This window comes from Micromonospora sp. NPDC048839 (assembly GCF_040649915.1).
Classification (GTDB): Bacteria; Actinomycetota; Actinomycetes; order Mycobacteriales; family Micromonosporaceae; genus Micromonospora.
The window spans coordinates 450,109-462,895 of record NZ_JBEZGL010000003.1; the positions used below are offsets into that span (position 1 = coordinate 450,109).

A 12,787-nucleotide genomic window follows, 5' to 3' on the forward strand; every position below is an offset into this window, starting at 1 on the left:
ACGGGCATGACCGGACCTATGCCGGACCCCTTCGCCGACCAGCCCGACTGGGCGCCCCGACCACCCCGCCCGCTGGCCATGGTCCCCGCCACCGATCGGGTGGAGCTACGCGGGCGACGGGTGCTCGTCGGTCTGCCGGGGTTGGGTTGGCGAGGAGATCTGCGCGCGGACGACCGGGTGGTGCAGAGCGCCCGGACCTATGTGCCGGTGATTCCCGAGCACGAGTGGTACCGGGCCGAGGCCGACCAGGTCGAGGTGTTCGCACCACTGGTGCCGGTGGAACGGGTCTGGGTGGAGACCGTTGGCAGCCGGCCAGAGTCGGAGAGTCCCCGCGAAACCGGCATCCGGTTGGTCTCGCTGGACGGGCCGGCACACCGTGCTCCCACACCCGTCTTCGAGGCCGATGCCGTCACCGGCCGTCGGGTGGTGCACGTCGAGGGCGGTCTCGAGCGCCGTGATCTGCGCGCGGTCACCGAGACCTACTCGGGTGCCGAGGGGGACATCTGCGTCCGGATCGCTCCGGAGGTGGAGTGGTACCGCTGGGCCTGGCGTGGCCAGTCGCCCACCACCTTGGAAGTTCCGGTTCATCTACTGTGGATCGAATGAGGTTAATTTATCTCAACGCCTCCACACACCCGCCAGTCATCCTGTTTTCTCACGTCGAATTGCCACGTGTCCGTTAGGCTCTGTTGAATACCGTCGACTGTGGCGCTACGCCGGATCACCGTCACAACGGCGGCCGTATCACCTTCACCTTTAATCTCAAGGCTGCCCCAGCTGACCAGGATTGTGACGTCGAGCTCCTGCTCACGCGCAAGCAGATCGGCCCGTAAGGACCGCATCGCCTCCAACTGAGATCCGCCCTCGCAGGTGAAGAGGTCTGCTCTCGCGTCATTACGATCGACGAGAAACGCGCGCAGATAGTTGTCGACCACCACGTCGGGAGCGCTACGGTCCGGGGCGGACGCGCGGTGATAAAGCACAAGGCCGGTGGCGAGGCCGCCAAGGCAGAGCAGCGCGAGCACCCCGGCGACGACCGTGAGCATCGTCCGCATTCGGCGGGGCGGCGGCTGCGTCTGTGGCGGCACCGGGGCAGGTGGCAGCTGCTCGGATGGTGCCCGTTGGGCCGGTACGTGGGAGACCTGGGAACCGGCGGGGGGCTGCACTGATTCCACCTCCTGACGTTATCGGCTGGAGGCTCCGGAGCCAATGCCCCAGATCCAGCGGATCGTGACGGACCCCTACCCATCGGTGAGATCCACGACATCACCGGCGCAGCACCGTGGCACCTCCCGGAGGAGCAGCCTCGGCTGGGATACCGTCTCTGCTCGGGAGGGGTTGCCAACCTCGGGCAGAGGGGGTGGACGCGGTGGCCGGTCCAAAGGCACGCACGAACCGCGCCGCTGCCCTGCATCGTCGGGCAGCGGCCGTCGCCACCGCTGCCGCCGGAATCTTGGACGAGACGCGACCAGCTCCTGCCGACCAGCGCCGCCAGTACGAGCTGGCCGATCGACTCCGGGCGGCCGCCGCGGGGTTGGCCCCGGGTTGGGCGGGCGCTGCGTTGGACTCGCTCACCGTGGACTCTCCGGCGGGTGACGGGCCGCCGCCGTTCGTCCGGGTCGGCACGGCGGCGCCGTTGGATGATGCGCGTTTTCCCGCGTTGGTGCCGCTGGTTGGCACCGGTCATCTGAGCGTGGACGCCGACGCTCGGGAGCCGCGGGTGGCGGGGTTGCTCCGGGCCGTACTCCTGCGGTTGTTGGCGGCGACGCCGGCGGGTGCGCTGTTGATTCGGGCGGTGGATGCCACGGGTTCGGCGTTGACCCCGTTCGGGGCGCTCGCTGATGCTGGCCTGTTGCCGCCGCCGGCGGTGGACCTGGCAGGGCTGCGTGCGGTGCTGACGGAGGCGGAGCAGTGGGTCACTCCGGGGGCGAGTGGGCGACGTCGGCACGATCGCACGCTGCTGCTCGTGTTCGCCGCTCTGCCGGAGTCGACGGATCCGACGGATCTGGCGCGGATCGAGGCGCTCGCCGAGCAGGGGCCTGCCGCCGGGCTGCATCTGGTGGTGGCGGGTTGGCCACCGGCCGGCCCGTTTGCGACGCGGGCGGCGCCGCCGCGCAGCACCGCGCTGCCGCACGCCACTGCGCTGGCCCTGCGCAACTCGTACGCGTTGCTCGGTGATCCACCGGGGGCGTCCTTCGCGAGTCCGGGCACGGATCCGCCGGGTGGACTGAACTCGCCGGTATTCGTCGAGGTGGACCCGCCGGTTGAGCTGGTCGACGGGGTGTGTCGACGGCTTGCGGAGCAGGTGGAGGCCGGTTCGCGGTTGGGGTTGGCGGCTCTGCTGCCGCCGACGGGTGAGCGTCTCTGGGAGGCGGATTCCGCGGACGGGCTGACCACGACGGTCGGTGATGCCGGGGGCCGGTCGGTGCCGCTGGGTTTCACCGAGCTGACCCCGCACTGGCTGGTCAGTGGACGGTCCGCGGCGGGTCGCGCGGCGTTCCTGACCACCGCGTTGCTGGGGTTGGCGGCCCGGTACGGTCCGGACGAGTTGGCGCTCTACCTTGTGGATCTCGCCGATGGTGAGTCGTTCGTGGAGTTTCTGCAGACCGAGCGGGACCGGTCGTGGATTCCGCAGGTGCGCGCTGCCGCGATGGCCGCCGATCGGGAGTACGTCCGGGGCCTGCTCGACGAGTTGACGGCCGAGGTGCAGCGCAGGGCGGAAGCTGGGGCGCGGGCCGGCGGCCAACGTTTCGCGGAGTTGCGTCAGCACCAGCCGCTGCCCCGGATCGTCTGCGTGTTGGACAACGTGCCGTTGCTGTTCGCCGAGCGGGACCGGTTGGCCGCTGAGGTGGCCGCCCAGCTGGACGGGTTGGCTCGGGCCGGTCGGGCGTACGGCGTGCACCTTGTGTTGGCCGGTGCGGGCGAGTTGGGGTTGAGTGCCCGCGCCGATGCGGGTCATCGGGATTCGGTGCTCGGGCAGTTTCCGGTGCGGGTGGCGCTGCCGGGTGGCAGTCCGGTGTTGGAGCCGACGAACGACTCGGCCGCCGGGCTGCCGGTGGGCAGCGCGGTGGTGAACACCGCAGGCGGGCTCGGCGGCCCCCGGGGCGCGATCCGGGGACATGAACGGCTGATCCGGCACCCCGACCCGCAGGACCACCCGGCGGTGGTGGAGGGGCTTCGGCACGAGCTGTGGGAGGCCCGACCGGCCGGGTCGGTGCCGCCTGTCGTCTTCGCCGGGTACGCGCGCCCGCTGCTCGGCAACGATCCGCGGTACCGGGCGGCGTTGGCGGGGCAGTCGCACGGGCCGGCGGCCCTGCTGGGCCGCGCGGTGGACGTGGCCCGCTCGACGGTCGCCGTACCGTTGGGGCCGGCCGCGGGCCGCAACCTCGCGGTGCTCGGGTCGGGTGCCGCGGCGGGCGGCTTGCTGGCTACGGCGGCTCGGAGCACCGCGGACCATCACGCGCCGGGCACCGCCCGTTTCCTGGTGGCGGTGCCGGATCCGGGAGCTCGGGCGCTGGCGGAGGCGTTGACTGCGGAGTTGGCCACCCGGCATCCGGCCGAGCTGGTGGATCTGCCGACGCTGCTCGCGGCCCCGGCCGACGACGTGCCGACGTATCTGGTGGCCTTCGGGCTGGACCGGCCGGGACCCCGGGAGCTGCCGGTGGAGCGGTTGCGTGCGCTGTTACGCAACGGACCGCCGACGGGGAGACACCTGTTGGGTTGGTGGCGCGCGGTGCCCCCGTTCGCCGCGCTGTTCGAGCCGGCGGGCGAGGTCGACAAGTTGGCCGCCGTGGCCGTGCTGGACGTGCCGGTCGCGCAGCTCACCGCGGTCTTCGGTCACGCGGTGGAGTGGCAGGCTCGCCCGGACCGGGCGGTGCTCTGGGACGGTCCGGACGAGCGGGGCACGGTCCTGGTGCCGTTCGCCGACGAGGCCGGGTGATCCGGTGGCGCGGGCAGGGGATGTCGAGATGAGTCCGAAGGCGACGGCGACCGGGCCGGGGCGCCAGCGGGTCGCCGCGTCGAACGGGGACTCCGCCCCGGCGGCGGTCGAGCCCAGCACGGCGTGGGCGGAATATCTGGCCGCGGCCCGCCAGCTGGACGGGGTACGCCGTAGTGCGGCTGCCGCCGCCGGTGAGCAGGCCCGGTCGGCGGAGACCGCCCGGGAGGAGCTGACGGTGGTCCGTACCGGGCTGGCGAGCCAGCAGGAACGGCTGCGCGAGTTGGGCGTACCAGCGATTTCCCTGGTGCCGTCACCGCCGGAGGTGACCGAGGCGTCCCGGTCGATGGCGGGCGGTCCGGCGGCCGTACTGGCCGCGCTGCGGGCCGCTCGGGGCCGGGCCGAGGCGGCGGACGCCGTCCTGGCGGCGCGGCCCCGGTTCCGGCCGGGATCCTGGCCGGCGCGGGTGCGCAACCTTCTGGTGTACGGGCCGCTGGCGCTGGTGGTGCCGCTGATCCAGGTCGCGGTGTACGCGGCGACGGGGGTGGGACCGGCCAGTGTGGCCGCGTTGATCTGTGGGCTGCCGATGCCGGCGGTCGCATTCGTCGCTGGCTGGGTGGGCATTGGGCGGTTGTTCCGGGTGAGCCCCGCCGAGCGGCTGGACCGGACGGTGCGTCTCGGCGCGCTGGTGTGTCTGGTGCCGGCGGTGCTGGTGACGGCCGGCCTGCTGCTGGTCCTGCTCGCCGGCTGACCTGCCCGGCTGGTCGGCGCCGGGCAGGAGAGCGGACGGGCGGGAAGGCGACGGCCGGCCGTCCCCCGCAGGGGTTGGCCGGCCGGGCTGCGTCGGACTGTCAGCGGGGGATGATCAGCGACATTGCCTCGGCTCGGGACTTGGAGTCCGACTGCAGGACGCCGCGCACCGCCGACGTGATGGTCTTGGCACCGGATTTCTGGATGCCGCGCATCGCCATGCACATGTGCTCGCACTCCAGCACGACGACGACGCCGCGGGGGGAGAGTTTGCTCATCAGCAGGTCGGCGACCTGCGAGGTGAGCCGCTCCTGCACCTGGGGGCGGCGGGCGAAGACCTCGACAAGTCGGGCCAGCTTGGACAGGCCGGTGATCCGCCCGTCCGGCCCGGGGATGTAGCCGATGTGCGCGCTGCCGCGGAACGGCAGCAGGTGATGCTCGCACAGGCTCATCACGTCGATGTCCCGGACGATCACCAGCTCTTCGTGGTTGGCCTCGAAGGTGGTGCTGAGCACCTGGGCCGGGTCGACCCGCAGGCCGGCGAAGAGTTCGGCGTACGCGCGGGCGACCCGGGCCGGGGTCTGTTGGAGCCCGTCGCGGTCGGGGTCCTCCCCGACGGCGATCAGGATCTCGCGGACGGCCTTCTCGATCCGGCCCAGGTCGACGGCGTCCTCGACCGGGCGGCCGGTCAGCTTGCCGCTGATCAGCCGCGCGGCGACGTAGTCGAGGTCGTCGTCGCCGTCGGGTTCGGTCGCGGAGACGGCCAGCTCCCGGTGCGGGGAGCTGGCCGTCGGGTCGTTGCTCAGTGCGTGCCGTCCGAGTTGTTGGACGGCGCACCGCCACCGACGGACGCCTGCGCGCCGTCAGCCTCGGCCTGCGCCTTGAGTTTGTCCTTCTCCGTCGGGGTGAGCACGGGCGGTTCGGTGGACGGCTGGCGCTTGCCGAAGCCGTTGTACGGCGCCAGCGGCGGACGCTTGACCACCCGGGAGCAGATCCGCGCCATGTCGGCCGTGGAGAGGGTTTCCTTCTCCATCAGCTCGAGCACGATGTTGTCCAGGACGTCCCGGTATTCCACCAGGATCTCCCAGGCCTCGTCGTGCGCCAGCTCGACAAGTGCCCGCATCTCGCCGTCGATCTCGGCGGCGACCGAGTCGGAGTAGTCCCGCTCGTGGCCCATGTTGCGGCCGAGGAACGGCTCGTCTCCGCTGGTGCCGTACTTGATCGCGCCGAGCTTCGAGCTCATGCCGTACTGGGTGATCATCGCGCGGGCCAGTTGGGTGGCCTTCTCGATGTCGTTGCCGGCACCGGTGGTGGGCTCGTGGAAGACCAGCTCCTCGGCGGCCCGGCCGCCCAGCGCGTACGCCAGGGTGTCGATCATTTCGGCGCGGGTCTGGGTGTACTTGTCCTCGGTGGGGAGCACCAGGGTGTGGCCCAGCGAGCGGCCACGGGACAGGATCGTCACCTTGTGCACCGGCGCGGCGTGCGGCAGCGCCCAGGCGACAAGCGCGTGCCCACCCTCGTGGTACGCGGTGATCTTCTTTTCGTTGTCGCTCATCACCCGGGTCCGTCGCTGCGGACCCGCGACCACCCGGTCGATCGACTCTTCGAGCGAGTCGTTGCTGATCGCCCTCTGGTCCTTGCGGGCGGTGAGCAACGCGGACTCGTTGATCACGTTGGCCAGGTCGGCACCGCTGAAGCCCGGGGTGCGCCGTGCCACCGCGTCGAGGTCGACGTCGGGCGTGAACGGCTTGCCCTTGGCGTGCACCCGCAGGACGGCCTTGCGGCCCTCCATGTCGGGGGCGTCGACCGGGATCTGCCGGTCGAACCGGCCCGGGCGCAGCAGCGCCGGGTCGAGGATGTCCGGCCGGTTGGTGGCGGCGATCAGGATGACCCCGCCCTTGGTGTCGAAGCCGTCCATCTCGACGAGCAGCTGGTTGAGCGTCTGCTCACGCTCGTCGTGACCGCCGCCCATGCCGGCGCCGCGGTGGCGGCCGACGGCGTCGATCTCGTCGACGAAGACGATCGCCGGGGCGTTGGTCTTGGCCTGCTCGAAGAGGTCGCGGACCCGGCTGGCGCCGACACCGACGAACATCTCCACGAAGTCGGAGCCGGAGATGGAGTAGAACGGCACCCCGGCCTCGCCGGCGACGGCGCGGGCCAGCAGCGTCTTGCCCGTGCCGGGCGGCCCGAAGAGCAGCACACCCTTGGGGATCTTGGCACCCAGGGCCTGGTACTTCGCCGGGTTCTGGAGAAAGTCCTTGATCTCGTGCAGCTCTTCGACGGCCTCGTCGGCACCCGCGACGTCCGCGAAGGTCGTCTTCGGAGTGTCCTTCGTGATCATCTTCGCCTTGGACTTGCCGAAGTTGAGCACCCGGGAGCCGCCACCCTGCATCTGCGACATGAAGAACAGCAGCAGCAGGACGAGCAACGCGATCGGCAGGAGGTTGACCAGCAGACTCACCCAGATGCTGTCCGAGGACACCTTGGCGTCGGCCGGGCCGGTGACCCGGTTGGCCGCCTTCGCGTCCAGCACCTCGTTCCAGATCTCGTCACCGACCTGGTACGGGAACTGAGCCTCGATCTTGTTGGTCTCGGTCTTGCCGAACTTGGTCTTCTGGGCCAGGTCCAGTTGGAGCGTCTGCTCCTTGTCCTGGAAGATCACCTTGTTGATCTTGGCGGTGTGGAGCTGATCGAGCGCAACGGAAGTGTCCACGCGGTGGTAGCTGGGACCAGCGGTGAACAGTTGACTGAGCACAACTGCGCCGAGGATGACCAGGATGATCCAGACCACCGGTCGGCGGAAGAAACGCGTACGTTCCATACTGTTGTCGAGCGCCGGAGCGCCCGCATCCTCCTGATCGACGTCCTGACCATCTGATTGGTGTCGCCGCGGTGAGGCGGCGGTCGGAGCTGCCATGCGGGGCGGCCTCGACCCCGAGACGCGAAAACTGCCGCGCCGCGGTCATTCGACGGTACACCGTGTACGCGAGGAGCGAGCTCGCGAGCCCCGCACTGGGCGCACCTTTGATATCGATGGCACGCACCGTGGGCAGGCCCACCAGCCCTGCGACCCGCGTACGGCGGGTCCGGGTGGAAACCGGCGTGGCGGGGAGTCCGGCCCGGCCACCCGACGGCCCGATCACGCGGCCGAGGGGGTCGGGCGCGGAGAAACCTCCGGGCCACCGGGTCCACGGTAGCCGTAAGAGCTGAGAGCGCGCTGAACGTCGGCTCGATGAATGCCGATACGAGTCGACCTCACGCCACTCCGGGTCACCCCGGCGGGCTCGCGGCCGGCGTCAGGAGCGGGCGTAGACCTCGGGCTTGAGCACCCCGACGTACGGCAGCTCCCGGTAGCGCTCACCGAAGTCCAGGCCGTAGCCGACCACGAACTCGGTGGGAATGTCGAAGCCGACGTACTTGACCGGGACCGGCACCTTGACCGCGTCCGGCTTACGGAACAGCGCGACGACCTCCACGCTGGCCGCCGAGCGGGACTCCAGGTAGCGCAGCAGCCAGGAGAGGGTGAGCCCGGAGTCGACGATGTCCTCGACGACCACCACGTGTCGGCCGGCGATGTCCCGGTCCAGGTCCTTGAGGATGCGGACCACCCCGGACGAGGTGGTGCCCTGGCCGTAGGAGGAGATGGCCATGAAGTCGAGTTCGGCCGGAGGGCCGTTGCGACCGAGCGCCCGCGCGAAGTCCGCCATGAACATCACCGCACCCTTGAGCACGCACACGAGCAGCAGCCCGTCGTTCACGTGGGAGTAGTCGGCGGAGACCTGCTTGGCCAGCTCCGCCGTCTTCTCGCGAATCTGCGCCTCGGAGATGATCACGTGGTCGATGTCGGCGTCGTACCAGGAGCCGTCAGCCATGACTCCTAGCCTGCCGTACGTCGGATGGCCTCCGTCGGCGGGGCCGCACCTTTTGGCGCGGTCCCGCCGGGGATTTTCTGGGCAAACAATGCTAAAGGCATCAGTTGGTACGTGACCGCCAGCGGCGGCCGTCGTCGCTGGGCTTCCAGTCCGCCGAATCGTGGCTGTCGACGGTCAGGCCGGCCGCCGAGGCGGCGACGAGCAGGACGAGGAAGAGAAGGAAGAGCAGGAACTCCATGGCGGCGCTCGCTTTCGCATGATTGCTGTCGGTTTCGCCGCCGGTGCGCACCGGACTGAGACCAGTCTGCGACCCCTGGCACCGACCGGACAGTGGCAGGAATGCCATTGGTCATCGATTTACTGCCACCTGTCGGGTTACCCTCGTCACATGCTTCGGTCCATCGCCGTGCTCGCCCTAGACCAGGTCGCCCCCTTCGAGCTCGGCGTGCTCGCCGAGGTGTTCGGCACCGACCGCACCGCCGACGGTTTCCCCGGCTACCAGTTCCGGGTGTGCAGCCCCGACGGCGCCCCGGTGCGTACGTCGTCCGGCTTCCACCTCACCCCGCACGCCGACCTCGGCCCGGTCGACGAGGCTGACCTGGTGGCCATTCCGGCGCACAGCCAGGGCACCACCGTTCCCGACTCGGTGCTCGACGCGCTACGACGGGCCGACGCCCGCGGCGCGTACCTGTTCAGCGTCTGCTCGGGCGCCTTCCTGCTCGGCGAGGCCGGCCTGCTCGACGACCGGGAATGCACGACCCACTGGCGCTACGTGGACGAGCTGCAACGCCGGCACCCAAACGCCCGGGTGCGCTGCAACTCCCTCTACGTCCAGGACGGCCGGCTGCTCACCAGCGCCGGCACGGCGGCCGGCATCGACGCCTGCCTGCACCTGATCCGCCAGGAGCACGGCTCGGCCACCGCGACCCGACTGGCGCGACGGATGGTGGTCCCGCCGCACCGCGACGGCGGCCAGTCCCAGTACGTCGAGGCGCCCATCCCGAAGGCACCCGAGGCACCCACCCTGGAACCGGTGCTGGAGTGGCTGATGGGTCACCTGGACCGGACGACCACTGTCGAGGAGTTGGCCGCCCGCGCCGGGATGGCACCACGCACGTTCGCCCGCCGGTTCCGCGCCGAGACCGGCACCACCCCGCACGCCTGGCTCACCAACCAACGGGTGCTGCTCGCCCGGCGGCTACTCGAAGAGACCCCGTTGAGCGTGGAGGCCGTCGCCGACCAGTCCGGCTTCGGCGACGCCGCTGCGCTCCGCCACCACTTCACCCGCCGGGTGGGCGCCACCCCGCACAGCTACCGGACCACCTTCCGGGACCGGGCGCACAGTGGCTGAGATCGCGCGGAGTGTGGCGGAGATGGATGACGTGGACCCCGCCGAGCTGGCCGACATGCTGCGGGACTGGACGTCCGACCCGGTGGTGGTCGGCGTGGACGATGCCGCACACCTGCCCGGCCCGTGGCGGTCGATCGTCACCGCCACCGCACCGGCCGAGCGCCGGGAGACCGCGGTGGCCCTGTGGAACGCCGGGTTCCTCCGTCTCGTACCCCGTTTCGCCGCCGTGCTCCGCGACCGGCTGGTCGACGTCGTCCCCTACCGCACCGCCGACGGCCCGGCCCTGGTGTACGTCGTACGCGCCGACGACGGCCACCATGTGCCATGGGTCGGCTACGACCCGCGCACCTTCGAGCAGCCACAGTTCTGGGCGGCCTTCCCGGAGCCGTTGCAGGAGTTCCTCCGCGACGTGCACGCGGGCTTCGTCTCGGGGGAGCGCACCGGGTTCGGGCCGGCCCGTCCGGAGCAGATGCTGACCCTCGCCGAGATGGCGGACTACCCGGACGGCATCCCGGGATGGGACGAGGACAGCGACATCTCCTCCACCCGGCTGCTGCGGATCAGCTCCGACGGGGGCCTCCTCTTCTACTGCCTCTCCCCCGACCTGCCGACCGGCGAGGTCGCCCTGGTCTACGAGGGCGACGTCGACCCCCGTGATCTCGGGACCGAGCTGGACGAGCTGATGACGCAACGCCTGCAACGCTGACCGCGTAGATCGACGGCGCTGCGCGGCGGATGCCGGTGGGGACCGGCGTCAGGCGGGGGTGACCGGCGCCAGCCGGTCGGCGCGGCGGAGCACCCGGACACCCCCGGGCAGATCGGTGGGACCCTGGCCACGCCAGGCGGTGACCAGCGCGTCCAGGGCGTTGACGTGCCGGTGCGACAGCGCTCCCGGCAGGGCGCCCACCTCTCGCGCCCAGGAGTGCAGCACCCGGCCACGCACCGCGGGGGCCAGACCGGCCAGCGCGGGCACGGAGAGACCTCCGTCGGGGTGCCGTGCCCCGGCCAGCGCCGTCGCCGCCACCTCGTCGAGCGCGGCGTTGTCAGCCGCCACCAGACCGGCGGTACGCGCGAGGTTGTCCACCACACCGGGTCCGAGCGCCCGCACCAGCGCCGGCAGCAGGTCGGCCCGCACCCGGGAGCGGGCGTACGACGGGTCGGTGTTGTGCGGGTCCTGCCACGGGCTCAGCCCGAGCACGGCACAGGCGGCGCGGGTCTGCGCCCGACCGATCCCCAGCAGCGGACGCAGCAGCGGCACCCCGTTCAGGTCCCGCCGGGCGGGCATTCCGGCCAGCCCCCGGGGACCGGCGCCCCGGGCGAGCGCCAGCAGCACCGTCTCCGCCTGGTCGTCGCGGGTGTGCCCGGTGAGCACCGCGACCGCGTTCTGCTGCCGGGCCACCTCGCTCAGCGCCTGGTAACGAGCCTCCCGGGCGGCCGCCTCCGGCCCGCCTGGACGCCCCGCCACCTCCACCCGCACGGCGGTCGCCGACGCGAACCCGAACCCACCGGCCCAGGCGGCCACCGCCTCGGCACGCTCCGCGGAGCCGTCCTGCAATCCGTGGTCGACCGAGACCAGCACGGCGGCGCGACCAAGTCGAGGCGCCACGAAGGCGGTGGCCGCCGCGAGGGCGAGCGAGTCGGCTCCGCCGGAGCAGGCGACAAGCACCGGCCCACCGGACGGCAGACCGGTCAGGGCGCGACGGACCGCCACCCGGATCGCGGCCACCGGCGGGGCGAGCGCGGCCACCGCTGGGGGTCAGCCAGCTGCCCGAATGGTGCCGGCCGGGCCGTGCACACGGGCCACCCAGGCATCCGGATCACCCAACTCGGACAGCCGGGGCAGCGTGAGCGGCGAGTTGAAGATCGAGTTGAAGCCGTCCATGCCGACCCGCTCCACCACGCCGTGCACGAACTTGCGCCCCTCGGCGTACTGGCGCATCTTGACGTCCACCCCGAGCAGCCGGCGGATGGCCTTCTCCAGCGGGTTGCCCGCCTCCCGACGTCGGTTGAACGACGCCCGGATCCGCTCCACGCTCGGGATCACCTGCGGACCCACGCCGTCCATCACGAACTCGGCGTGCCCCTCCAGCAGGGTCATCAACGCGGTGAGCCGGTCCAGTACGGCCCGCTGGGCCGGCGTCTGCACGATGTCCAGCACGCTGGTGCGGCTCTCCGGGTCACGGACCGCCTCGGACAGCGTGGCCACCCCGCGCCGCAGGCGCTCGACGACATGCTCGCTGCCGCTGGACGAGGCGTCGACGAACGCCTGCACCTCGCCGAGGAAATAGGCCCGCATCCACGGAACGGCGGTGAACTGGGTCCGGTGGGTGACCTCGTGCAGGCACACCCAGAGCCGGAAGTCCCGCGGGTCCGCACCGAGCTTGCGCTCCACCTCGACGATGTTCGGTGCGACAAGCAGCAGTTGGCCCGGGTCGGCCGAGAAGACCTCGTACTGCCCGAGCACCCGACCGGAGAGGTACGCCAGCACGGTGCCGGCCTGCACCCCGGTCAGCCGGGAGCCGACCGCCTCGGTCAACGCACCGGGCTGCTTGTCGCCGGACAGCCGGCTCACCAGCGGAGTGATCACCTCGCGAAGGCCGGCGATGTTCGTCGCCGCCCAGTCGCGGCGGTCGACCACCCGAACCGGTGGATGCGAGACCTGCGCCCGCAGCCCCGTGTAGTCGGCCACGTGCCCGGCCGCCTCATCGGTCAGCCGGCGCAGGTCGCCGACCACGTCGGTGGCCTCGGAATACGACACCCGGGGGCCCGACTTGCTCAACGCCCCCGCGGTGGCGGCGGCCAGATCCCAGTCCACGAACTGCGCCATGGACCCACCGTACCCGCGCCGCGACACCCCGGCCCGCGCTCGCGATCCCG

12 protein-coding genes are annotated in these 12,787 nt (G+C 71.5%); 5 read left to right on the forward strand and 7 right to left on the reverse strand.

Features of this window, described 5'->3' with window-relative positions:
- Positions 1 to 6 precede the first annotated feature (6 nt).
- On the forward strand, positions 7 to 606 hold the full coding sequence (locus tag AB0C25_RS08180; protein WP_357252886.1) for a hypothetical protein: 600 nt from the start codon (positions 7 to 9) through the stop codon (positions 604 to 606).
- A gap of 2 nt (positions 607 to 608) precedes the next feature.
- Here the strand turns inward: AB0C25_RS08180 and AB0C25_RS08185 are convergent, their stop codons facing one another.
- Positions 609 to 1,166 (reverse strand): hypothetical protein, encoded by a 558-nt coding sequence (locus tag AB0C25_RS08185; RefSeq protein WP_357371074.1) that lies wholly within the window; start codon positions 1,164 to 1,166, stop codon positions 609 to 611.
- Positions 1,167 to 1,360: 194 nt separating this feature from the next.
- On the opposite strand from AB0C25_RS08185, the gene AB0C25_RS08190 reads away from it, so the two are divergent.
- Together AB0C25_RS08190 and AB0C25_RS08195 are read left to right on the forward strand one after the other, a co-directional pair.
- Positions 1,361 to 3,940 carry an FtsK/SpoIIIE domain-containing protein gene (locus tag AB0C25_RS08190; protein ID WP_357370815.1) on the forward strand — a complete coding sequence of 860 codons (2,580 nt, stop codon included), beginning with the start codon at positions 1,361 to 1,363 and terminating at the stop codon, positions 3,938 to 3,940.
- Between the two features lie 28 nt (positions 3,941 to 3,968).
- Positions 3,969 to 4,688, forward strand: coding sequence for a hypothetical protein (locus AB0C25_RS08195; protein WP_357370817.1), 720 nt, complete (start codon positions 3,969 to 3,971; stop codon positions 4,686 to 4,688).
- Positions 4,689 to 4,788: 100 nt separating this feature from the next.
- Here AB0C25_RS08195 and folE read toward each other — a convergent pair whose 3' ends face one another.
- From folE to AB0C25_RS08215, 4 genes are all read right to left on the reverse strand, one after another.
- Positions 4,789 to 5,454 carry a GTP cyclohydrolase I FolE gene (gene folE / locus AB0C25_RS08200; protein WP_357371076.1) on the reverse strand — a complete coding sequence of 222 codons (666 nt, stop codon included), beginning with the start codon at positions 5,452 to 5,454 and terminating at the stop codon, positions 4,789 to 4,791.
- 35 nt (positions 5,455 to 5,489) lie between these two features.
- A complete protein-coding gene (ftsH, locus tag AB0C25_RS08205) occupies positions 5,490 to 7,508 on the reverse strand; it encodes an ATP-dependent zinc metalloprotease FtsH (RefSeq protein ID WP_357370819.1) in 2,019 nt (672 codons plus the stop codon).
- A gap of 475 nt (positions 7,509 to 7,983) precedes the next feature.
- Entirely contained in the window at positions 7,984 to 8,559 is a 576-nt protein-coding gene (hpt, locus tag AB0C25_RS08210; protein WP_357252898.1) for a hypoxanthine phosphoribosyltransferase, read from the reverse strand.
- 100 nt (positions 8,560 to 8,659) lie between these two features.
- Positions 8,660 to 8,848: a hypothetical protein gene (locus tag AB0C25_RS08215; RefSeq protein WP_357253067.1), complete on the reverse strand. Its 189-nt coding sequence runs from the start codon at positions 8,846 to 8,848 to the stop codon at positions 8,660 to 8,662.
- A 99-nt stretch (positions 8,849 to 8,947) separates the two neighbouring features.
- On the opposite strand from AB0C25_RS08215, the gene AB0C25_RS08220 reads away from it, so the two are divergent.
- Together AB0C25_RS08220 and AB0C25_RS08225 are read left to right on the forward strand one after the other, a co-directional pair.
- The gene (locus tag AB0C25_RS08220; RefSeq protein ID WP_357370821.1) at positions 8,948 to 9,910 is read left to right on the forward strand and encodes a helix-turn-helix domain-containing protein; all 963 of its coding nucleotides are present in this window, start codon (positions 8,948 to 8,950) and stop codon (positions 9,908 to 9,910) included.
- 22 nt (positions 9,911 to 9,932) lie between these two features.
- A complete protein-coding gene (locus tag AB0C25_RS08225; RefSeq protein ID WP_357370823.1) occupies positions 9,933 to 10,616 on the forward strand; it encodes a hypothetical protein in 684 nt (227 codons plus the stop codon).
- A 48-nt stretch (positions 10,617 to 10,664) separates the two neighbouring features.
- Here the strand turns inward: AB0C25_RS08225 and tilS are convergent, their stop codons facing one another.
- Together tilS and AB0C25_RS08235 are read right to left on the reverse strand one after the other, a co-directional pair.
- On the reverse strand, positions 10,665 to 11,657 hold the full coding sequence (gene tilS, locus AB0C25_RS08230; RefSeq protein WP_357370825.1) for a tRNA lysidine(34) synthetase TilS: 993 nt from the start codon (positions 11,655 to 11,657) through the stop codon (positions 10,665 to 10,667).
- A 9-nt stretch (positions 11,658 to 11,666) separates the two neighbouring features.
- Positions 11,667 to 12,737, reverse strand: a complete 1,071-nt coding sequence (locus tag AB0C25_RS08235; RefSeq protein WP_357370827.1) for a zinc-dependent metalloprotease — start codon at positions 12,735 to 12,737, stop codon at positions 11,667 to 11,669.
- Positions 12,738 to 12,787: the final 50 nt, after the last annotated feature.